The 24498-nt window shown below is 37.4% G+C and carries 16 protein-coding genes; 11 read left to right on the top strand and 5 right to left on the bottom strand.

The features are described from left to right. The first annotated feature begins 126 nt into the window (after positions 1-126). The 6 genes from AW17_RS03420 (at position 127) to AW17_RS03395 (ending at position 11919) form a co-directional block, all read left to right on the top strand. Complete coding sequence (locus tag AW17_RS03420) at positions 127-2904, top strand: outer membrane beta-barrel protein (RefSeq protein ID WP_029274710.1); 2778 nt, start codon at positions 127-129, stop codon at positions 2902-2904. A 6-nt stretch (positions 2905-2910) separates the two neighbouring features. Then, complete coding sequence (locus AW17_RS03415) at positions 2911-3672, top strand: GLPGLI family protein (protein ID WP_029274709.1); 762 nt, start codon at positions 2911-2913, stop codon at positions 3670-3672. 161 nt (positions 3673-3833) lie between these two features. Beyond that, a complete protein-coding gene (locus tag AW17_RS03410; RefSeq protein ID WP_029274708.1) occupies positions 3834-5450 on the top strand; it encodes a CTP synthase in 1617 nt (538 codons plus the stop codon). A gap of 20 nt (positions 5451-5470) precedes the next feature. Further along, entirely contained in the window at positions 5471-7264 is a 1794-nt protein-coding gene (gene yidC / locus AW17_RS03405; protein WP_029274707.1) for a membrane protein insertase YidC, read from the top strand. A 248-nt stretch (positions 7265-7512) separates the two neighbouring features. Next, positions 7513-10371, top strand: coding sequence for a S9 family peptidase (locus tag AW17_RS03400; protein ID WP_029274706.1), 2859 nt, complete (start codon positions 7513-7515; stop codon positions 10369-10371). A 276-nt stretch (positions 10372-10647) separates the two neighbouring features. Beyond that, a complete protein-coding gene (locus tag AW17_RS03395; protein WP_029274705.1) occupies positions 10648-11919 on the top strand; it encodes a nucleoside recognition domain-containing protein in 1272 nt (423 codons plus the stop codon). A 102-nt stretch (positions 11920-12021) separates the two neighbouring features. Here AW17_RS03395 and AW17_RS03390 read toward each other — a convergent pair whose 3' ends face one another. From AW17_RS03390 to AW17_RS03380, 3 genes are all read right to left on the bottom strand, one after another. Continuing rightward, a complete protein-coding gene (locus AW17_RS03390; protein ID WP_029274704.1) occupies positions 12022-12264 on the bottom strand; it encodes a hypothetical protein in 243 nt (80 codons plus the stop codon). A gap of 100 nt (positions 12265-12364) precedes the next feature. Next, entirely contained in the window at positions 12365-12898 is a 534-nt protein-coding gene (locus tag AW17_RS03385) for a PaaI family thioesterase (protein WP_245235000.1), read from the bottom strand. Between the two features lie 224 nt (positions 12899-13122). Further along, positions 13123-15513 carry a TonB-dependent receptor gene (locus AW17_RS03380; RefSeq protein ID WP_245234999.1) on the bottom strand — a complete coding sequence of 797 codons (2391 nt, stop codon included), beginning with the start codon at positions 15511-15513 and terminating at the stop codon, positions 13123-13125. A gap of 692 nt (positions 15514-16205) precedes the next feature. On the opposite strand from AW17_RS03380, the gene AW17_RS03375 reads away from it, so the two are divergent. Then, positions 16206-16664 carry a MaoC family dehydratase gene (locus tag AW17_RS03375; protein ID WP_029274701.1) on the top strand — a complete coding sequence of 153 codons (459 nt, stop codon included), beginning with the start codon at positions 16206-16208 and terminating at the stop codon, positions 16662-16664. 2 nt (positions 16665-16666) lie between these two features. Here the strand turns inward: AW17_RS03375 and AW17_RS03370 are convergent, their stop codons facing one another. Further along, positions 16667-16972 (bottom strand): hypothetical protein, encoded by a 306-nt coding sequence (locus AW17_RS03370; RefSeq protein ID WP_029274700.1) that lies wholly within the window; start codon positions 16970-16972, stop codon positions 16667-16669. A 1410-nt stretch (positions 16973-18382) separates the two neighbouring features. Here AW17_RS03370 and AW17_RS03365 point away from each other — a divergent pair. From AW17_RS03365 to AW17_RS03350, 4 genes are all read left to right on the top strand, one after another. Further along, the gene (locus AW17_RS03365) at positions 18383-19072 is read left to right on the top strand and encodes a phosphonatase-like hydrolase (RefSeq protein ID WP_029274698.1); all 690 of its coding nucleotides are present in this window, start codon (positions 18383-18385) and stop codon (positions 19070-19072) included. Positions 19073-19347: 275 nt separating this feature from the next. After that, positions 19348-19710: a nuclear transport factor 2 family protein gene (locus AW17_RS03360; protein ID WP_029274696.1), complete on the top strand. Its 363-nt coding sequence runs from the start codon at positions 19348-19350 to the stop codon at positions 19708-19710. 290 nt (positions 19711-20000) lie between these two features. Continuing rightward, entirely contained in the window at positions 20001-20906 is a 906-nt protein-coding gene (locus AW17_RS03355) for a phytanoyl-CoA dioxygenase family protein (RefSeq protein ID WP_029274694.1), read from the top strand. A 140-nt stretch (positions 20907-21046) separates the two neighbouring features. Beyond that, complete coding sequence (locus AW17_RS03350) at positions 21047-21655, top strand: hypothetical protein (RefSeq protein WP_029274693.1); 609 nt, start codon at positions 21047-21049, stop codon at positions 21653-21655. A gap of 438 nt (positions 21656-22093) precedes the next feature. Here AW17_RS03350 and AW17_RS03345 read toward each other — a convergent pair whose 3' ends face one another. Beyond that, on the bottom strand, positions 22094-24292 hold the full coding sequence (locus AW17_RS03345) for a beta-glucosidase family protein (protein ID WP_029274692.1): 2199 nt from the start codon (positions 24290-24292) through the stop codon (positions 22094-22096). Positions 24293-24498 lie beyond the last annotated feature (206 nt).

Below are 24498 nucleotides of genomic sequence, written 5' to 3'. Positions count from 1 at the left end.
AAATCAAGTGCTTATATTCTTTTAAAAAAAATATTTAATTTTTATTTAAAATAACTAAATAAATAGTTGTATTTTGAGGCACTTAACCAAACGCACTATTTTATTAACGCTTCTTCAACAACATACATGCTCAAACAACTCTTCTCGGTTCTTATTTTTTTATTGTTATGTCTTCCTGCTCTGGCGCAAAATGCAAGTATAAAAGGCGTTGTGGTTGATACCGTTGAAAAAACAAAATTACAGAACAGCTCTATCCTGCTAATAAGAAGTAAAGATTCCATTTTAGTTAAAGATGCTCGGACCAAGGTTAACGGTGAATTCGAGTTTTCGAATTTAAAAAAAGGAAATTATACCCTGGTGGTCACTTTTCCGAGGATGGCCGATTATATAAGAGACATCCAATTGTCTGATTCATCAAAATTTAATTTGGGTAATATCGCGATGGATAGCAAAGCCACGCTTTTAAACGAAGTGGTAATTAAAGCCCAAAAGCAGGCCATTAGTATGAAGGGCGATACCATAACTTACCAGGCAGATAGTTTTGCGGTAAAACCACATGCCAATCTACAGGATTTATTAAGACGTTTACCTGGAATTGAGGTTGACAAAGATGGCGCTATAAAAGCTGGTGGAAAAGATGTAAATACACTTTTGGTTGATGGCGAAGAATTTTTTGGAGACGATCCACTTCTGGCCCAAAAATACCTGAAAGCCAACGCAGTTAGTGAAGTGCAGGTTTATGACAAAAAAACCAAAGAGGAAGAGTTATCTGGTATAAAAGAAGGTGATGCCAAAGAGAAGGTAATGAACATCAAACTCAAGGAAAACGCCAAAAATGGATATCTCAGCACCCTGGATGCCAATAGCGACCTTAAGCATTATAAAAATATAGGTGGCATGGCGGGCATTTATAAAAATAAATTAAAGGCCGCGGTTTTTGGCTCTAACTCCAATACCAATCAAGATTCGAAAGCCAGTGCTGCCATGAGTAAGCTAAAAGGCAATGATTATGATGTTATTGAAGTTGGCGATGACGGCAGTACAGTAATGATCAGCTATGGCGGCAGCCGTGATGAAGATGATTTTTCACCATCAAGCGGACTACCTGATGTAACGGGATATGGTGCACATTTTTCTAACAAATGGAACGAAAATAAAGTTGGTTTAAAACTCAATTACAAAGGCAGTGACAGAAACATATTGGACAGAACAACTTCGAAAAACCAGTCGTTACTGCCCAACGGAACGAATTTCTTTAGCGAAGGCAGCTCAAACAGTGAAACCCGAAGCACCGGACAGAGTTTAAAAGGCAGTGTCGATATCAAATTAGATTCACTTTCTACCTTAAAAATATCATTTGCCGGCAGTAAACGCAAAAACAGCAGTCAGTATATAAGTGCTAACGAAACCAAAAACGACGCTGGTATATTTGTAAACAATAGTGATCAGTTTAATGATAGCAATGGCGACAATGACCTGTTTAACGGCAATATAAACTACTCCAAAAAGTTTGTAAAAAAAGGGAGAACACTTTCCATTGATTTACAACCAGAAACCAAAAACAGCACGAATTTAGGTAATAGTTTAAGTGTTACCACCTATTATGACGACAATGGTGTATCAAAACCACCAATAACCCAGAATTTCCTGAACGACAACTCGGGCAGTGAAAGCTCTCTTGGTACAAGAATATCGTATACCGAACCTTTGGGCAAACAATTTTCATTACAAACAGCCTACAGTTTTAAAACGGTAACATCAAATAGCCATAAACTGGTATTCGATAAATCATTAAATAATAAACGTATCGATTCGCTGAGCAACAATTTCGATTTCAATAATTTTTCTAACATTGGTAAAATGGTATTACAGTACAGATCGAAAAAATTCACCTTATCTGGTGGTGCAGAAGCTACAGAAACAACATTCGAGCTGAATGATTTAGACCGAGACAATAAATTTAACCGAAACTATTTAAACTGGGCCCCACAGACTAACCTTAACTATAAACTTGGTAAAAGTACAAGTGTATCGTTAAGTTACAATGGCAATACCAGACAGCCCAGCCTAGACCAACTACAGCCCATCAGACAAATAAACAACCCGCTTTATGAAATTAAAGGTAATCCAGACTTAAAACCATCTTTCAACAATAATTTCGGCTTTAATTTTAACAGCTACCAGCAAAAATCGCAGATGTCTGCATTTATTTATGGAGGCTATAGCTTCACCAAAAATGCTGTTGTGAGTTCGAGAACGGTAGATGATGTGAACAAAACCACTAGCACATATATCAATTTAAATGGTAATAATAATTTTTACGGAGGCGCGAGCTTTAATAAAAGCTTTAGTAAAATTCATTTTAATACCGGTTTAAATGCCAGTTTTAACCATTCAAATTCGGTTTCCATCTTAAACAACAAGTTGAATGAAAATGTAAACAATAGCATTAGTTTACGTCCTCGTTTTAGCTATTATGGCGATAAGGTTCAGGTGCAGTACAGCCCTTCTTTTACATTTTCTAACAGCAGTTCATCAATCGGATCTATCAATAATGGTAAAAACTTCAGCCACAATCATGATATTTCAGGCAACATTGAGCTGCCATATCATACCGAATTTAACACCACCATTTCTTTATCTTATCAACCTGCCAACTCTTCATTTAGCACGCCTGTAAATGTTGCCATATGGAACGCTTATTTATCAAAGAAAATGCTTAAAGCGCAAGAACTGGAATTAAAAGTATCTATTTCTGATATTTTAGCTGAAAAAATCGGCTATAACCGTTACGTTGGAGGCAATAATATCAGTGAATACACTAACAGTTTTATTCCCAGGTATGTCCTAATTGGCATCACCTATAATTTAACCGGAAACTTTGTTAAACAAGACAAAAAATAATTGAAGATGAAAAATTTAGGACTAAGCATAATCTTGTTTTTTGCAGTTACAGTAGTACGCGCACAAACTGTTTTCATCAAAAGCGCTAAAATAACTTTCGAGAAAAAGATCAATCAAAAACAGCAATTGGCATCAAACACCTGGATATCAGACGACGCCAGGGATAAAATGAGCAAATACAGAATTTCCAGCTGGGATTATAGCTTTAACGACAGTAGCTCCATTTATAAGATTAAACCGAAGGAAACCTTAAACGACAATAATTTCTTTTTTATTGCTGGTGAGAATACGAATGAACTGTATACCGACTTTAGCAAAAAAGCAAGAGTAATAAGAAAACCAATAAGGGGCGAAGATTTTATTTTAAAAGACACTATCCCCCATCTCAATTGGAAAATCATGCACGATGTACGCCAGATTGCAGGTTACGAATGCCGTAAAGCAATAGCAGTAATAAACGATTCGGTTACTGTAGTGGCTTTCTATAGTGAAGAGATTTTATTAAAAGGCGGCCCAGAGGGATTTACGGGTTTACCTGGGATGATATTGGGTTTGGCCATACCCCGCTACAATACCACCTGGTTCGCCACCAAGGTTGAAGCGAAAAATGTTCCCATCTTAAACATTGCCCCTCCTGCAAAAGGAAAAAGAACGGATACCGAAAAAGATTTCAAAAAAATGGTCGACCTCTATACCCGTTATGAGGATAAAAAGAACCCCAGAAAGATAGAAGATATTAAAAAAGAACTCTATACGCTGATACTTTAGGTGATCACCTTACCTAAAACCGTCACTATCAGAGATATAATATGGAGAAAAAATATTCTGGCAAGTATCTAATCGAGCGATATTTTTTTGTACCTTTGTATCCCGTACAAAAACAATTAAACAGGCTCAAAACACCTGGTTAATTCCACAAATTATCAATCATGACAAAGTATATTTTTGTTACGGGCGGTGTTACTTCCTCTTTAGGTAAGGGCATCATTTCCGCATCTTTAGCTAAACTTTTACAGGCACGTGGCTACCGTGTAACCATTCAAAAATTCGATCCGTACATTAATATCGATCCGGGAACTTTAAATCCATACGAACATGGCGAATGCTTTGTAACCGAAGATGGTGCTGAAACCGATCTGGATCTTGGTCATTATGAGCGTTTCCTTAACGTTCCAACATCACAGGCAAACAACATTACTACCGGCCGTATTTACCAGAACGTAATTAATAAAGAGCGTAAAGGTGAGTATCTGGGCAAAACAGTTCAGGTTGTACCCCACATTACCGACGAGATTAAACGCAACATGCGTATTTTAGGTGATAGCGGTGAATATGATATTATAATTACAGAACTTGGTGGAACTGTTGGTGATATCGAATCGTTACCATTTATTGAGGCTGTTCGTCAGTTTAAATGGGAAGAAGGCAGTACCAATGCTATTGTTATCCATTTAACCCTGGTACCTTATTTAGCTGCTGCCGGTGAGTTAAAAACCAAGCCGACCCAACACTCGGTTAAAGCGTTGTTGGAGTATGGAATACAGCCGGATATATTGGTTTGCAGAACCGAGCACCACATTAGCCCTGAGATCAGAAAAAAAATTGCTTTATTTTGTAACGTTAACATCAATGCGGTAGTCGAATCGATGGATGCATCTACAATTTATGATGTGCCATTGTTGATGTTAAAAGAACAATTGGATAAAACTGTTTTATCGAAATTAAAATTACCGACCAAAAGCGACCCTGATATGGAAAGCTGGAAAGATTTCCTGGGCCGTTTAAAAAATCCTACGGCAGAGGTTAAAATTGGTTTAATCGGTAAGTATGTAGAATTACCTGATGCTTATAAATCAATTATCGAATCTTTTGTACACGCAGGTTCGAAAAATGAATGTAAGGTTAAAGTAGAATATATACACTCTGAAGGCATTTTCCCTGATAATGTAAAAGATAAATTAGGTCACTTACAAGGTGTTTTAGTTGCACCAGGTTTTGGTAGCCGGGGTATTGAAGGTAAAATTGATGCCATAAAATATGTTCGCGAGAACAATATTCCTTTCTTCGGAATCTGCCTGGGTATGCAATGTGCTGTTATCGAATTTGGACGTAACGTTTTAGGTTTGAAAGATGCACATACTACAGAAATTGAAGAAAATGCTGCCAATCCGGTAATTAACATGATGGAAGAGCAGAAAAAAATAACAAATAAAGGTGGAACAATGCGTTTAGGCTCTTATCCTTGTGATATTAAAAAAGGGACAAAAGCTTTTTCTATTTACGGTAAATCGCACATCAATGAGCGCCACCGTCACCGTTACGAGTTTAACAATGCTTATTTAAAGCAATATGAAGATGCAGGAATGATTGCATCAGGTATGAATCCGCAAACCAATTTAGTTGAAATTGTGGAGCTTAAAAATCATCCATTTTTCGTTGGCGGGCAGTTTCACCCAGAATTAAAATCAACAGTTGCTAATCCTCACCCACTTTTTGTTAAATTTGTCGCCGCTGCGATGGAGTTTGCGAAAAAGAAAACGAATTAAAAGCAGTACATACATAAATAATGGATAGAAATACCTTTACAGGACTGTTCCTGATTATGATCATTTTGGCAGGATCATTCTACTTTTTGAAGCCGAACGAGGCTGAAATAAAAAAAGCCAAAGAAACAGAGCACTTAGATTCTTTGAAAAAAGCTGGCGTTACACCAGTACAAAAAGACACGACTAAAACTGCTGCCATTGCTAACCCAGCTGTAGATTCTTTAGCTCTAAAAGGCCCTTTTGGTACCGCAATTACTGGCACTGAAGCCAATACTGTTCTAGAAAACGAGAATTTATTAATCACTTTGAGCAATAAAGGCGGTAAAATCACCTCAGTTGAAGTTAAAAATCAGAAAACCTTCACTGGTAAACCGCTGATTTTATTTGACGGTAACCAGAACAAATTTGGTTTAAACCTGAATGCTGCTGGTAAAGTAATTAATACCAACGATTTATACTTTACAGCAACAAAAACCGGAAGTACAGTTACCATGCGTGCCAATTATGATGCAAACGCATATGTAGAATATGTATACGATTTAAAAGCGTTGAGCAATAAAGTTGCTTTCAACATCAATTTAGTTGGCTTACAACAAGTAATTGCAGGCAATAACATTGGGTTAAACTGGCAAACTACTTTAAAACAGCAAGAAAAATCGATCGAAAGTGAGCACCGTTATTCTGCTCCTTATTACAAATATTTAGATGGTGATGTAAATCACCTAAGTGTTTCGAAAGATGAGAAAGAAGAGTTATCGAAAGGTAAAATCCAATGGTTCTCCTTCAAACAGCACTTTTTCTCAGCTTCATTGATTTCGAAACAGGCTTTCGAAAAAGGAAGTTTAGAAGTTAAAATCCCGACAGCCCCTGGCTTGGTGAAGTTTTATGATGCCAATATGCAATTGCCTTATGCACATACAGCCAACCAGGTTTATGAAATGGAATTCTATTTCGGAACCAATAAATTCTCTGCCCTAAAAGCTCAGGGATACGATTTAGAGCAACAGGTTGATATGGGTTATTGGCCTTTAAAATACATTAACCGTTTCATTGTATTACCTGTATTTAACTTCTTAAACAGTTTTGGCTGGAACTACGGATTAATTATCTTGGTATTAACCATTTTACTAAAAGTTGCGTTATCACCACTTACTTACAAGTCATACCTATCAATGGCTAAAATGAGGGTTTTGAAACCAGAAATGGATGAGATAAAAGCTAAAGTAGGTGAAGATAATCCAACATTGGTTCAACAGGAATATTTAAAACTATATAAGAAAGCTGGTGTAAATCCTCTGGGTGGATGCCTGCCAATGGTATTACAGTTGCCTTTGGTAATGGCCTTCTTCTTCTTCTTCCCTAACTTGTTTGAGTTACGCGGTGAGAGTTTCCTTTGGATGAAAGATTTATCTACTTATGATGAGTTCATCAAATTTGGCGTAAAAATCCCTTTCATTGGCGATCACTTAAGTTTAATGTGTGTATTGATGACGATCTCTACATTGATTATGACTTACTTTAACAATCAGGTTTCTGGTGCTACAGGCCAAATGAAATACATCGGTTACATTATGCCGGTTATTTTCTTAGGTGTATTGAACAGCTACCCTGCCGGATTAAACTATTATTATTTCTTGGCCAACTTAATGACTTTCGGACAGCAGTTCTTAATCCGTAAAATGGTTGATGATGATAAAATCCACGCTTTAATTCAGCAAAATAAAGCCAGACCGGCTGATGAGAAAAAGAAAAAATCTAAATTCCAACAACGTTTAGATGATTATATGCGTCAGCAACAACAAGCTAAAAAGTAATCTTACTTTTAAATTATACGGAATCCCCGATTACTTCAAAGTGATCGGGGATTTTTGTTTTGGGCTGAGCGATAAGCGCATGGCGTTAGGCGTTTAGCCTACACAGCTTAAGCTTCTGTCCTCTGACCTCTGACTTTCCAACTAAATGCTTTTAATTGTAATATTTGGCATACAAGTTTCCTAATAAGCTAAAAAATTCCAATTTTAGAAGATTAAATCTCAACCAACAAATTAATTAACTTTTAAAAATGCAAAAGAGACTAACTATTATTCTGTTTTTCGTTGTCAGCTTTGCCTACGCACAAAAGAAACCTTTAGATCATTCGGTGTATGATACCTGGGAATCAGTAGGAACAAAGCAATTATCAAATAATGGACTATGGGCCATGTACAGCATCTTACAGCAAGAAGGTGATGCACAATTGTACCTTACCAATATTAAAACGAATGCGAAGATTAATATACCAAGGGGGATGAACGCACAGTTTAGTAATGATTCTAAGTTTGCTGCTTTTAATATCCGGCCCTTAAATAAGGATTTACGTCAGGCTAAAATTAAAAAGAAAAAGCCTGAAGAATTACCAAAAGATTCGTTGGGCATAGCCAACCTCAGCACCAGTGCTGTTACAAAAGTGGCAAGGGTAAAATCTTTCAAATTCCCTGAAGAAGGTGCTGGTGTAATGGCTTATTTAACTGAAAAGCCAGATACAGCAAAGAAAACGGTAAAACCAGCTGAGAAAAAGGATAGCGAAACTGATTTTGCGGATGATGAACCTGCCGGAAAAGGTAAAACTGAAGAAGGAACCGATTTAGTGGTAAAAAATCTTTTAACGGGCACTGATAAAACTTATAAATTCGTTACCGATTATTATTTCAGTAAAGATAGCAAACAGTTGGTTTTTGCCTGCAGCGGGTCTAAAAAGGATAAAACGGCCCCACAAGGTGTATTCTTGTTAAATACAGAAAAAGGCACATTAAAAACTTTAATTAAAGGTAAAGGAAGTTTTAAAAATTTCACTTTTGATGAGGAAAGCGAGCATTTGGCTTTTGTGGGCGAGCAAAGTCCGGAGAAACAGGAAATAAAAGATAACAATATTTATTACAACTCTTTAACACTCGATACGGCCCAGATATTGGTTGATTTTGATATGCCAGGACTACCTGCAAAATGGTCGGTTAATGGCGATGGTAAAATAACCTTTAGTAAAGATGGCAAGAAATTATTTTTCGGCATCTCCCCTATCAAAAAACCAAAAGACACCACTATTGTAGATTTCGAGGTGGCCAAAGTTGATGTTTGGAATTACAAAGACGATTACTTGCAGCCTATGCAGCTTAAAAATGCAGATAGAGACGCAAAAAAAAGTTATTTATCGGTAATTGATGTTTATAGCAGTGATCCTAAAGTGATTCCTCTAGCGGATTTAAAATTGCCTGATGCCAATCTGATTGCTGAAGGTGATGCGAATCTGGTTTTAGCATCTACAGACTACGGCCGCAGGATCGAATCACAATGGAGCGGTTCTACGTCAAAAGATTATTATCTAGTTGATACTAAAAATGGCCAGAAAAAGAAAATCATTGATAATTTAAGCGGTTATGCAATGGCTTCTCCTGGCGGAAACTATGTTTTATATTTTGATAGAAAAGCAGGTAGCTGGAATACTTATAGTGTAACCACCGGAAAAGTAACCGTATTAACAGCTGGATTAAGCGAAAAATTTGTTGATGAGGAAAACGATGTACCGGATTTACCTTCCCCTTACGGTTTAGCAACATGGACCGAAGGTGATAAAGCTGTTTTAATTTACGATAAATACGATATCTGGTCGTTCTCACCAGATGGAAAATCGGCACCAAAAAATATTACTGCCGGTTTTGGAAGAGCAAACAACATTACCTTCCGTTACGAAAGAGTACAACAGGATAACAGGTTTGAACGCAATGCAGATAGCAAATTTGTAAAAGTGAACGAAACGGTTTGGTTAGATGGTTTTAATAATTTAACTAAAGAAAACGGGTTTTACCGTACCAACATAGGTTCAGCTAAAGCGCCAGAATTGGTAGTAATGGCTAAGTTTAAATATTCAAACCTACTAAAAGCTAAAGATGTTGATGTTTACATTTACGATAAAGCCAATTATGTAGAATCGCCAAATGTTTATATCACTACCGATTTCAAAACTGAAACCAAATTAAGCAATACCAACCCTCAACAAAAAAACTACAATTGGGGCACGGCTGAGCTGGTTAAGTGGACCACGCCGAAAGGCTATAAAGCCGAAGGTATACTGTACAAACCGGAAAATTTCGATCCAAATAAGAAATATCCGATGATTGCGTATTTCTACGAAAAACTAACGGATGGTTTATACACTTATCAAGCGCCGGCACCTACTCCATCTCGATTAAATATTTCTTATTTCGTGAGTAACGGATACCTGGTTTTTGCGCCAGATATTAGCTATGAAACTGGTCACCCAGGTAAATCTGCAGTTGAATTCATCAACTCTGGTGTAGAGAATCTGAAGAAAAATAGCTGGGTTGATGGTAGTAAAATCGGTATCCAAGGTCAAAGCTGGGGTGGTTATCAAGTAGCCTATCTCATTACACAGAATAACATGTATGCTGCCGCTTGGGCCGGTGCACCTGTAGTCAATATGACTTCTGCTTATGGTGGTATCCGTTGGGAAACTGGTATGAACCGTCAGTTTCAATACGAAAAAACACAGAGCCGTATCGGTGCAACACTTTGGGAAAAACCAGAATTATACATCGAGAACTCACCACTATTTATGTTCCCGAAAGTAAATACCCCTGTTGTGGTAATGGCTAATGATGCAGATGGAGCTGTGCCCTGGTATCAGGGTATCGAAATGTTTACCGGTCTGCGCCGTTTAGGTAAACCAGTTTGGATGCTGAACTATAATGGCGAAGCGCATAACCTGGTTCAACGCCAGAACCGTAAGGATATTCAAATCCGTGAGCAACAGTTTTTCGATTATTATTTAAAAGGTGCGAAAGCGCCAGCCTGGATGACAAGCGGAGTACCTGCAACAGAAAAAGGAAAGACCTGGGGTTTTGAACTAACAGATGATAAACCGTAGTTAGTCGGAAGTCCAGAGTCAGAAGTCCATGGTTAGTAGTATATAAATTACTGGCCATGGACTTTTTATTTTGGTTGATGATTTCATGGCGAATAGTTCTTAGTCAAATATTCTGAGTAAGCAGTCTATCAACCATCTGACTATTGACCATAAACCATTATTTAACATGCAGAATCTGACTTTGGACTAAAGACTACTGACTCCGGACTTCTCCACTATGAACTTTCACTTAAAAGCGGTATTTTAACCCATTCAAAATAAAACTAAACAACCCCAATGGCATTAAGCAGAATTTGGTCAGCATTTATTATCGTGGCTATTGTAGTAGCAAGTATTAAATGTTTCTTTTTCGGACATAGCGATATTTTTAACTGGATGGTAATCGGTAAATCTTCCGATCCCTTAAACCCTTTAAAATTAGATGGCATTATCGAAACCTGCTGGATTGCGGTTGACCTTTGCATTAAATTAATTGGAACACTGGCTTTATTTATGGGGCTAATGAGCATCGCCGAAAAAGCAGGCGGTATCCGTTTACTTTCCAGAATTATTGGACCTTTTTTTTCAAAACTCTTTCCCGAAATTCCGAAAGGACATCCGTCTATGGGGCACATGATCATGAATTTCTCAGCCAATTTATTAGGCTTAGATAATGCAGCCACTCCATTTGGTATAAAGGCGATGGAAAGTTTGCAGGAGCTTAATCCAAATAAGGATATTGCCAGTAATTCGCAGATTATGTTTTTATGCTTGCATGCCGCAGGCTTATGCTTAATTCCTGTTAGTGTAATTGCCATTAGGTCAACCCAAAATGCGCAAGACCCAACCGATATTTTCATTCCGTGTTTGATTGTAACTTTTGTTGGTACCATGGCTGCCATGCTCATCGTATCCTTTAAACAAAAGATAAACCTACTTCAACCCGTTATCATTACCTGGGTATTAAGTATCTCGGCAGTGGTTGGTTTACTGGTTTGGTACGTAAGCAAGTTAAATGCAGAAAGCATAAAGTCATTTTCAGGCTTATTAAGTGGTGGAATAATTTTATTGATCTTTTTATTGATTGTATTGGGTGCACTATATAAAAAAATTGATGTTTTTGATGCGTTTATTGATGGCGCCAAATGCGGATTTGAAACTGCACTGAAAATTATCCCCTATTTAGTTGGAATTTTAGTTGCGGTAAGCATGCTCAGAACCAGTGGAACTTTTGATGTAATCATGAGCGGGATTAAAAACATGTTTGTGTTTTTTGGAGCCGACACCAAATTTGTTGATGCGCTGCCCACAGCTTTGATCAGGCCTTTAAGTGGTGGTGCTGCCCGAGGAATGATGGTAAGCACTATGATTTCCAACGGACCAGATTCATTTGCCAGTAAATTATCGGGGGTTTTTCAGGGTGCTTCTGATACTACTTTTTATGTAGTAGCGGTTTACTTTGGTTCTGTTGGAATAAAAAATACGCGTTATGCCATCGGTTCGATGTTATTGGCTGATTTAGTTGGGGTTTGTACTGCCATAGCGCTTAGTTATATATTTTTTGCGTAGTTTTTAACTACAGACAGAAGGGCACAAGTTCACAGGACTGGGTGTAGTCAAAAAGCAAAAATATTAATCTACAGCTATCTGCTAAATCTGAGGAAAATTAAATTAGCAAGATTGTTGTGGGATAGATATCCTGTTAATGATTTCATCAATAGCATCAGGATCAATCGCTACGTTTTTCGAAGCACACCATTTTTCTGTTTTATTATCCAGCCAGATGCAAAAAGAATGATAGCCATCTAAAACAACGGCATAAGTTTCATGAAAATCATCTTGAATACGCATGCAAAATCCTTTAAAAATTTTGCCTCTAACAATGAATTGCAGGGTGGAATAATTTTCTAACATGGCTCATTATATTTTTGGTTAATTTACAACAAATTATAAACGAGAATGTTTCGTTAATTTAAAGGAATTAATAATTAATTCTTAAACTACAAGGAAAGGCTTAACCTATGTTTAACATATTCGAGTAGCCTTTAGCTATTAAACGCTTTTTTGAAGGTAAAAATATCTCGCATTGCAGATTTAAAATCGTGCGCCCTTTTTTCACTATTGATGTTTCGGCGATTACTTCATCTCCTTCGCTTGCAGAGGCAAAATAATCGATATAGTTGTTTACGGTGGTATAACGTTCGTTCAGTCCCATTGTAAAAACCGTCGCACCAATTAAATCATCAATAATGCCTGCTGTTACACCACCATGCAAAATTTGATAAGGATTGGTCATTTCTTTACGGATGGTATACTGGCACACCAACATGCCGTACTCTGCTTTAACTAAAACAGGAGCCAGCCAGTTCATAAAGTTAGATGGCGAATCGGTAATTACCTTGCCAATTGATTGCCTTAAAAAAGTTAAACGCTGTTCGCTTAAAGAGGGTTCCATATAGGGTAAAAATAGGTAAAATAGTTTATTGGTCATTGGTCCATAGTCCATAGTCCATAGTCCATAGTCCATAGTCCATAGTCCATAGTCCATAGTCCATAAGGTGGAACGGTTGACAGAAAAAAGGTTTAATGGCAAAAGAAAATGGAAGATATAAATACCTCCCATTTCCTAAACGAAACATTTAACACTAAAACATGATTAGTCAATGGTTTTTGGGTCAATAGTTTATAGCCATTATCCACATTTCCATCTGCAGATATTTTATTGATCATAAGCTATTAACGATCAACCATTTCATCTTACATTTCCCATACTTAAATCGGAATAATAACTTTAAAACTTAAGTTCCTGCCCATATTGTAAATTCCTGATCTGCCATTTGGCGAAGGGTTATAATATTCGAAATATTTTAATCTATTCAAATTTGATTGGTATGCGACATTGAAAATATTATCTGCCTGAAGAAAAACATCACATAAAATCTTTCCTTTTTTAGTTTTCAGTGTTGATCCTATTCCTCCGTTGATTAAGGTATAACCCGGTGTAAAGGTTTCAGTATTATCTAAAGCATAAAATTTATCCTGATCAGCAAAAAAAGCAGCATCAATTTTAACATAAGGCTTATCAAAAACGCCTATAGCCTTTTGAGCGGTCGCCTTGATCTCCGTTCTCACCTGCAATGGCGGAATAAAGGGTAGGTATTTAGCTTCCCTTCCGTGTTTATTTAATAATTCCTGGTTCTGGTTCAACCCAACCACGTAAGCCAAACTATTGTTGAAACTTAACCATTTCATCGCTGAAGGATGTAGATTTACCGAAATTTCTGCACCATATAATCTTGCTTTCGACTGCTGATACTGATAAGTTAAGTTTCCAGGAACTATAACCACTGGATTCCCATTGGCGTCGGTTAAGCGCGATTGATAAATGTAGTTCTGAATATTGTTATTAAACAGTTCCATACTTATTTCAGCATCTTTTAAGTAAGCAATAATGCCAATATCTTCCTGAAGGTTAAACTCTGGTTTAAAAGTCCTGTTGCCCAAATACACAATGTGCGCACCGGGATCTAATCCATTTGAACCGATTTCTGTAATGTTTGGTGCACGGTATCCCCTGGCAATATTGGCTTTAATGAGCAGTTTTTCAGAAATGTTATAGGTTAAGCCCAAACTTCCTGACAAGCCATAATAGTTTTTATTAAAAGAAGGGAATTGCAATTTTCCAGTGGCATCAGTCGAGCTCACCTGTTTACCAAAACCTGTTTGTGCATCAGTACCTACATAAAAATTACTCCAGTGTATATTTCTTCTGTCTATCCTGATTCCTCCGGAAACATCAATTTTACCCATTGATTTCTTTGCGAAATAAAAAGCACCGATATCGAAAAGATCATAATCGGGAATGGGAAAATCGGTAGCAGCCTTGCTCCTGTTCTCCTGGTACATGCCATTTACCCCAATGGTACTTTCGATACCGGCAAAATCTGGAAGGTTGTATTTAAGATCATAATTAAAAGTGTTTAACACTACATAAAGCCCGGCCTGACTTGGCAATGTTGGGTGATTATATTCTCTCCTTACACTTTGCTGTCCGCCAATCAATAAATTTAAATCACTTGTTCCAAATTTAAACTGACTGGTGTTATAAAACCGGTAGTGTTGAATGTGCTGATGTAAAGGGTTAATGGAGTAGGTATTCAGATCACTTTCAGGTACAATAGGTCTGTTTTTAATATCATCTCCGTCATCCAAAACCTGCCTGGTAAATCGTCGTGATAAAGAATCTCTGCTACCATCAGGAATTTCCATTAAATTATCGTAATAGGTAAGGGCAGTTTTAGAAGAACCCCAGGCTTTATCTACCCTGGCACTGGCAGATAGATTGTATTCTCTAAAAGCTGTTCCGTAAACCAATCCATCAATTTTGTTTTGGTAATTATGTGCTGTTTTCCCAGTTGCCCTAAACGTATATTTCCAATCGTTTTTAATGTAGGCTAGTCCAAGCGACGAACCGATCATGCCATTATTGCTTTGATAATTTGCTATAAAATCGCCTTTCAATTTACCATCTTCAAAATTCGGGCTGTAAGGAATCATATTAATTACACCTGCTAAGGCATCAGAACCATAGGTTAAACTGGCCGGACCTTTTACAACTTCGGCCCTGGTAATACCATATTCATCTACCTCAATACCATGTTCATCGCCCCATTGCTGTCCCTCCTGCCGTAAACCATCATACAAAGTTAACACACGGTTATACCCCAAACCTCTAATAAAGGGTTTAGAAACATTTGGCCCTGTGGTAACAGCTGTAATTCCAGGAACGCCTTTAACAATAGCTTCGATCAGGTTAGTATTCACATTTTGATCCATTGATTTTTTCGAGAGGACTGCAATAGGTACAGGGCTTTTACGCAGCTGTGTGGCCCGGTTAACCCCGGTAATTACCACATCGCCTAAATCAGATGCTAAGCTTAACAGATCAGCGTTAACCAGTGCCGTATCTCCTTTTAGCGTTACTTTAATTCTTTTGGATTGATAACCTATGCCCGAAAAAATGAGGTCGTAATTTCCGGATGGAATACCCCCTAGTTGATAGGTACCGTAAACATTTGATTTGGTAGATCCATTAGATCCTAAAATTTTAATGGTGATATTTTCTACAGGTTCATTTTGGGAGGTGACCAAACCTTTAACCATAACTTTTTGCGCGATGGCATTTAGCGATATAAAAAAACAGGAGCAATATAGCAAGAATGGCTTCATGAACATAAATGATTTGTCTAAATATAATTTTAGACAAATCTAAATTTTAATTTAAATATATCAAATTAAATATTTAGTAATATTTAAGACGAAGGTAGATAAGCGTTTAGCGTAAGGCGAGAAGTGTTTTTTAATGGCTACAGGTGACCTAGAATGCATAGCGTTTTGTGTATTTTTTTAGACCTGTGGGATGGGAGAACTATAGTGTAATACCTCCTATTGATTTACCAATAACAGATTCCAAAAATCGGTCGTCATTTCGACTGGAGCACAGCGGAATGGAGAGATCTTTGAACTATACTTAAAAGATTTCTCCTCCAAAGGAGTTCCTTTGGAACACTGCGGTCGAAATGACGACCCGAAAACCTATCATTGCTACTTAAATGTTTTAAATAAATAATTTAATACTTTTTTCAATACGCCATTATCACACTTAAAAACCTGATTATAAATAATCTGTAAATTATGATCATGTTGACAAAAAAAATCTTTTGAATATTTTCAACCATATCCTGCAAATACACCGTTATTATGATTATAATTGAATACAAAAGAGTGAATTAATACCTGAAGGATTGTTATACCTAAAGGAGTTGTAAACAGTACTAATCTTATAAACAGAATATATGTTGGTGATTAATAATTTCGAAGAGTATGAATCACATCTAGGTAAAGAACTAGGTGTTTCGCAATGGCATACCATAGACCAGGAACAGATTAATAAATTTGCCGATGCAACCTTAGATCATCAATGGATACACACCGATCCGGAAAAAGCTAAAAATGAAGGACCATTTAAGGCAACAATAGCACATGGATATTTAACCTTATCCTTAATTCCTTATTTATGGAAACAGATTGCGGATGTACGTAATATTAAAATGGAAATCAATTATGGTATTGAACGTTTTAAATTTGGTCAGGCAGTTTTAGTGGATAGCGAAGTGCAATTAAAAGCAAAATTAAATTGCATTAGCAATTTGAGGGGAATAACTAAAGTTACGATTCAAGCTACGCTTGTGATTAAGGACCAACCCAAACCAGCATATGTAGGTGATGTAGTATTCTTGTACCACTTCATCTGATATCATTCAATTTTGGCTACATAATTACGCTTAGTTTTCATATCGGGATTCTTGATATCGGGTATCTTGATTTTGGCTAGCGACATTTCTATCGACACAGATGCATTCCGTTTTCTGGCTTCGGTGGCTATGCTTGAAACGATATTTTTTAAGGTATTCAGTGCTGCAAAATACTGACGATCCAGTGTTTTAATGGCATTCATATCGCGATTTTTCTGTTGGTATTCCAGGTTTGCTTTTTCACAACAATTGTACTGAATCTGATCTAAGTTTGATAACTTTTCGGTTACTATAGATAGTGCTGACACGGATAGCTTAAGCCCTTTAATGTCAACAACTTTATCGTCCTTAACTAAATAATTTAAGCCATTGAACGATATGGTTCTGAGCGGAGTATTGTTAATGATTGCTGTGGGTTTTGGAAGCTGTTTTTTTGAATTAAAACCATCTTCAATCAGCGCTTTGTTGTAACTAAACCGATCGGCTAAAAGAGTGAATCAATTAACTGGTTACCATCCTTTATTTGCTCAGCAGTTGTACCGATAGCATGAGAAGCCGTCAGATTCTTAGTTGAGTTACAGCTAAAACAAATGAATAAAATAAACCCAAAAAAGGCGAAATTTTATTTTTCATATCCAACAATTAATCAAATGCAAATTATGGAATTAACGGTTTATTGCACTTCACAATTGACGAACAATTTACTTTACATTTATTTAAGCTGTGCTATAGAAAAGTATATTCTTGCCAGCAATTATATTGTTTTAATGATTAGCTACATTTAAAACATGTGGCAGACTTTCGATTTTTATAAAGTTATTCGAGTTACCGAATTACAAAAAACGTTTTTTAGATGACTATTTTACTGCACCAAACAAACCATTTTAATGTATGCGTAAAACTAGCGTAACCTATGTTTTATGTGAGTAAATAAAAGCTATACTGACAAATAACGGGTGAAAATCCTGTTAAAAAGGGCGCTCTCTTTCAGCAATCCTTAATGTTGGTCCTGTTATTGGAGCCAGTTTATCACAAATATGAGAATACAAAGATGGACCAGCCGTGCTGAGCTTCAAACGCTCCGGAAGGGTGATTATATTACATACGAATCATATTCAGGGCGGATAAAAAAAATAGAAGTGCATCATTTTAGAAACGAACAACATTTTTATATTAAGCTTTATAATTTAAAACAAACCATACTGATTATCACATGATCAATATCTAAAAAACCAGAGATCATTTTAATGATCCACGTAAAATATCCTGTTCTCAAGCTAATCAAATCTTACGTATACAAGCGTGCCTTCACTTTTTTTCGCACATTCATTTTGGAACCACTAACGGTCTATCGTACTGGCGAATGCACAAGACGATCCAAGTAATTTTGATATTTTCGATTTTACAATTAACGCCCCGTTAACCTCTTAAGTTAAATGGTTTTTCTGAATACTTTCTTTGAGCAACGCAAATTCGTAACTAATTAGGATTGTATTTTTCATATTTATCTTTTTCTGTTAATTGAAATCTAGCTATTCTTGTCCATCCTTTGTTAATGACCAAACAATAACGCAAAAAAGATTTTTAATGTTTAGCTAAAGTAAACAAATGTTAATCTAAATGTTAACTATTACTAAACATTTGTTTAGTAAAAATACCAATAGTATATTTGACGATAAAGTTCAAAAAATTAATTTATCCAATTTAATAGAAAGCAGATGTACCCTGAAATTAAAATGGTAGTATTCGATATGGCTGGCACTACAGTGAACGAAAACAACCTAGTTTACAAAACCCTAATGGATGCAATAAATGCCGCTGGTTTTTCATATACCCTTGGTCAGGTTCTTGCTGTTGCAGCAGGAAAGGAAAAGAAAGAAGCAATCAGATCGGTACTTAAAACTCACGAAGGTTCTTTTGATGAAGCCAGGGTTTTCGATATATATGAAAAATTTATTGGCAAACTGAAACTGGTATATGAAACTGAGGAAATTTTACCTCAACCTGGTTCGATTGAACTTTTTGAAAAACTTCGGAAAGAAGGAATAATTTTGGTGCTTAATACAGGGTACGACAGGGTTACCGCAGAGGCTATACTGAGCAGACTGGGCTGGAAGGCAGGTGCCGAATTCGACACACTCGTTACTGCTTCTGAGGTTGGCCAAAACAGGCCAGAACCTGATATGATTTTATTGGCAATGAGACACCATGGTCTTACCGATGGTAAATCGGTTGTTAAGGTTGGAGATTCAAGTATTGATATTGAAGAAGGTAAAAATGCAGGTTGTGGCTTAAGCATTGGCATTACCACAGGCGCACATACACAGAAACAATTAGAAAAAGCTAAACCTGACGCGGTAATAGACAATTTAATGGAAATCTATGCTATGGTAACCAAGCAGAACTAAATAATTGAAATGATTAAATAATTACAACCGTATATGCTAACATACAAATGGGAGGCAAACGATTGGAGTTAAACTCCGAAATGGGAAACTCAAAATATTTGGTGTAATGAATTTTTACCCGTTTCTGTGATTGCAATTCTATTTACGCAAGACTAATTATCACGAATTTTGATGCTGCAATCGTTTTCATTAGTACTTCAACCTAAACATAAAACCTTTTAACCTGGTAAAGCGTTTATTTTTAGATAACTTAGATCACAACTAAATATAAGCATATGAATACTCAGGAAGTAGCTGACAAACTGGTGCAGCTTTGCCGTGAAGGCAAACACGAACAAGCCATTGATGAACTTTACGCCGATAACGTTGTAAGCAAAGAGCCAAAAGGCACGCCAATGGAATTAACAGAAGGCAAAGATGCCGTTAAAAAGAAAACCATACAATGGGAAGAAAGTGTTGAAGAGATACATAGCTCTTCATGCTCAGAACCAATTGTAGCAGACAATCATTTTGCTATTGTAATGAACATTGATGCCACTTATAAAGCCCATGGAAGAATGGCCATGAGTGAAATCTGTGTTTATGAGGTTAAAGATGGAAAAATCGTAGCCGACGAGTTTTTCTATCGCATGGGTTAAAATATAAAAAGCCCCGATATCCATCTGGGCTTTTATAATCAACTAACCTAAACTTATAAATACTAACCAAATATTTATACCACAAAACTAATGACCGATTATTAACTCAATGTTAAATATTTATCACTTGTTATCTGAAATTGGTTACACCGCATTTGCTCATTAAATCGTAAAACACCGCTTATCGGGAAAAAATTAGAATCAAATTTGCCTTGCCTGTTCTGTGAAAGAAAATGTTTTATTACCTTTAAATAAATGAGCAATTTCTAACCATAAAACGTATAAAATTGATGACCATACCCAATCTGCAAGACCTTTCAAAAAAACACCAACTCATTTCCGACCTATTTAAATGGCCTACCAAAGCTTCTGAATGGGAACAGTACAAGCTCAGCAACGAGCAACTTGATTTTTTTCATACGTTTGGATACATTAGTGATGTAAAATTATTGGATGAATGGCAGGTTGCGCGGTTGAACAAAGAATTGGCAGAAATTGTAGACCCCGCACACCCGTTAAACGGGCTGTTTCACGAGTTTCACAGCAATGAATCTGCAGATCCCAATTCAGTTTTATTTCACGCTTTAGGCGCCTGGCGCATTACCGAAAGCTTTCATGATGTGATATGGAATCCTGCTTTTGCGATGGCAGCCAGTCAGATTTTAGGCAATAAAGGCGTACGTTTCTGGCACGATCAATTATTCTGTAAACCAGCAAAACATGGAGGAGTTGTAGCCTGGCACCAGGACTATTCTTATTGGACACGCACCGGCCCCATGCAACATTTAACCTGCTGGGTTGGATTAGATGATGCAACCACCGAAAACGGTTGTTTATATTATGTGCCTAAAAGCCATAACTGGGGCTTGTTAGATAAACCAGATTTAGCCGGGGACATGGAAGGCTTAATGCCTTATTTAACCGAAGAGCAAAAAGCAGAATTTAATCCGGTTCCGATCGAACTTAAAAAGGGATATGCTACGTTTCACCACCCTTTAATGGTTCATGGCTCGTTCCAAAATAAATCACCACGCTCAAGAAGCGCTTTCGTTTTAAATGTATTTACTGACGGTACCGAATCGAATACAGACGAGGCTTTACTTAAAGGAGTGGAACCGATTCGGGCTGGGCATAAAATGGAAGGGCAGTTTTTTCCGCTGATATATTCTCCTGATAGCCCAATGTCATTAAGTTGATCAGAGCGATGGTTTAAACACAGACGTGATTGTGATTTAATATAAATAAACCGGTGCAAATAAAAAATTAACTACCTCTTGGTGATCTCTTTATAACAAAACTATCAGTCCCTTTGCCCTGCACACTTTATATCACTGCAATGAAGCCGTACATTTGTAAAAAAGACCCAATGAACGATATTACAGATTACCCTGTGTTGGCATATGTTGTTAAGCTCATCAAAAACACCATTACCGACATTAAAACAGAATATATTGCCCCAGCTAGCGTAGAACTTAAGGACGGCAATGACACCATATACCTCCAACAACGCTCGGATGAAAATGGTAATCCTTCAACAATTTTCATTAACGATCCTAAAGATATCATCTTCAGTGAAGACCTGCTTCCTTCTTTGAAGAACCTACAGGAAGGAGCTGAAGGAAAAACAGCACAAGAGCTGTTGAATCCCAGGGTGATCATCAACGAATTGGATGTAGAAACACACCTGATCTTCCATGCAGTAAAGGATCATTTTGACGAAATTAGCAACAGCTATGAATTTTCTAAGGCAATTGAAAAACAGGCAGACAAAATAAAAAGCAAATTTAAGTTCGGGAGTCATGCCTTTGAACTTACTGTTACTAATCATGCACAGGTGATCTCCGTTACAGCAGATTTCCCTCCTTCATTTGACGAGTCTATCAAAAAAACCATCGAAAATGACGCAGCTAAGGTTCAGCTGGCTGTCAACAAAATATTTAGGTAAAGTAGCGATAGCAGCATATTAAATATTGAAACTGAAAAGAAATGAAGTTGTATCATAAATATAGATTTGTCATCCTGAGGATAATTTATTGGATAAAAATCAATATTAATGACAGGAGCGTTTTTTTTTTCAGTGGTAAGCTGTGAAGAATCGTCATTGCGAGAAGGCTCTTTCAGCCGACGAAGCAATCTTACAACGATCGCTACCGGTGTGCGCATTAAGATTGCTTCGTTCCTCAGCAATGACGACCTCTCTTTTTAACCTGTCATAGATAGCTTGTTGAAGGACTGTAGAAATACCCGTTAAGGTATTTCTACAAGCTCTCCGTAGGAGTCCTTTGGACAACATAACAGCATCTGAGATGGAGTTGCCTTTATGATACAATCTCATTTCTCTCCAAATAATACTGTTTTATTTTACGTTCTTCTTCTCTATTGGCTATTTAACAGTTATTTTCAGTTTCTGGGAAATATTACCTGATGAATTTCCAAGCTGCAGGATAAAGTCTCCAGGTTCAACGTTCCAATCCTTTTTACTTTCATCATAGAAGGCAAGATCTGACACTTTTACATCCATTTCAACAATTTTCGTTTCCCCTGGCTGCAGGAACACTTTTTCAAAGGCTTTCAGCTCTTTTACCGGGCGCGGAACACTGCAAACAGGATCGTTCACATACAACTGAGCAACCTCAGCCCCATAGCGTGCTCCTGTGTTCTTAACAGTAAATCTGACCTTGATGATATCGTCTTTACTATAAGCCGATTTATCTGCAGAAAGCGTGCCTAAATTAAAGCTGGTGTAAGAAAGGCCGTATCCGAAGGCGTATCGAGGTGTTATTTTTTTTGTATCAAACCAACGGTACCCGACCAAAATATCTTCCTTGTAATATTGGTTAATACTATCTCCAGGATAGGAAATTTTACCGTAAAAATGTGCACCGTTATCTTCAAGCTTTTTTGGAAAAGAGAATGGCAGCTTACCAGAAGGGTTTACCTCACCCGAAATAACATCAGCCAATGCAGATCCAGCCTCTGAACCAAGATACCATCCCTGAATAATGGCTGGCACCTTATCTACCCAAGGCATCGATACCGCATTGCCGCTAAGCAGCACTACAGCTGTGTTTTTATTTACTTTCAATAAAGCATCAATCAGTTTATCCTGGCCGAAAGGAAGACTTAATGATTTACGGTCGCCACCTTCACAATCCTGAAAGTGGTTTTTATTCAGTCCTCCGATAAAGAATACAACGTCGGCATGTTTAGCAACTTCGATCACCGCATCCATCAAAGAATCAGCATTTAGCTTAGATGGTTCTTCACGTCCATACATTGATGGCCCTGAAGTATATCCAAGACTGTATACCACATGGTCTTTCCCATATTTAGCAATCAACCCGTCCAAAGGCGATTTTTCATAAGCCACCTTCAGCGATGATGATCCACCGCCGGTTACCAGACTGCGATCGGCATTTTCACCGATAACAGCAATCTTTTTGAATTTACCGTTTGTAACAGGAAAAAACTGTTTATCATTCTTTAAAAGCACAATGCCTTCCTGAGCTATTTTACGTGCAGCTTCACTGTGTTCAGGAGAAACGAAACGGCCAAAGGGCCTGTTGGCGCTCATGGTGGTACGGAAAATCAAACGTAATATCCGGCGGGCTTTATCATTAAGCAAAGCAATATCATATTTCCCCTCTTTAATGCCTTTAAGGAACGGATTGGCCAGATAGTAATCTGAGTAAGGAAACTTTCCCTTAGTTGTTAAACCATCGGTATAGGTACCCATTTCGAGGTCCAGCCCGTTGTTAACCGCCTGATCGGTACTATGCACACCTCCCCAGTCACTAATCACCACACCATCGAATTTCCAGTCTTTTTTTAAGATTTTATTCAAAAGCAGGTCATTGTGGCAACAATGCTCGCCTCTAAATTGATTGTAAGAACCCATAATCGACCAGGCTTTCCCTTCTTGCACAGCTGCCTTAAAAGCAGGTAAATAAATTTCATATAATGAACGATCACTCAGATCAACATTGATATGCCCGCGCCATTCTTCCTGGTTATTCAGTGCAAAATGTTTTACGCATGCCGCTACGCCTATGGATTGAACACCCTGGATATAAGGCACCACCATACGTGAACTGAGATAGGGATCTTCACCCAGATATTCAAAATTACGCCCGTTTAATGGTGTGCGATAAATGTTTATTCCAGGGCCTAATAACACGGTTTTATTGCGGTAACGCGCCTCTTCTCCTATTGACTTGCCATAAAGCAGCGATAATTTAGGATTAAAGGAAGCTGACAGACAGGTAAGTGCCGGAAAGGCTGTACAAGAATCGTTTGTCCAGTTGGCTCCGCCCCATTCATCCCATAAAACTTCCTCACGAATGCCGTGAGGGCCGTCATCGGTCCAAACTTCAGGAATTCCTAAGCGGGGTACGCCTTTTGAACTAAACTTAGACTGGGCATAACAAAGCGACACTTTTTCTTCGGTGGTCATTGCTGAAAGCGCATTTTCAACCCGCTCTTCTATGGGTTTATTTATATCAAGGTAAACTGGCAACTTTTGTTGCGCATTAACCATTAACCAGGCTCCTGTTGCTACTATAGTTAAAAATATTGATTTCATTAAATTATATTCTTTTGTGTTTAGTTTTTATCGTTTTTGCCTGAAAGATTTACTAGCTGCCTACCTGGAAAGCCAGCAAAAGGGCTGTTTTTGATTACCCCTGCTTTACCTGTTCTTTACCCTTTGTTGCTACCAGGTTAACCCCAAGCTTACCCTGGGGTTACCCCGGGGTTACCTTTTCTTTACCTAAAAGGTAAAGCCAGAGC

Origin of the sequence: Pedobacter borealis DSM 19626 (assembly GCF_000708285.2) — a bacterium.
Classification (GTDB): Bacteria; Bacteroidota; Bacteroidia; order Sphingobacteriales; family Sphingobacteriaceae; genus Pedobacter; species Pedobacter borealis.
The sequence above is the reverse complement of the archived record's forward strand: the minus strand, read 5'-3'. Positions and strand labels throughout refer to the sequence as shown.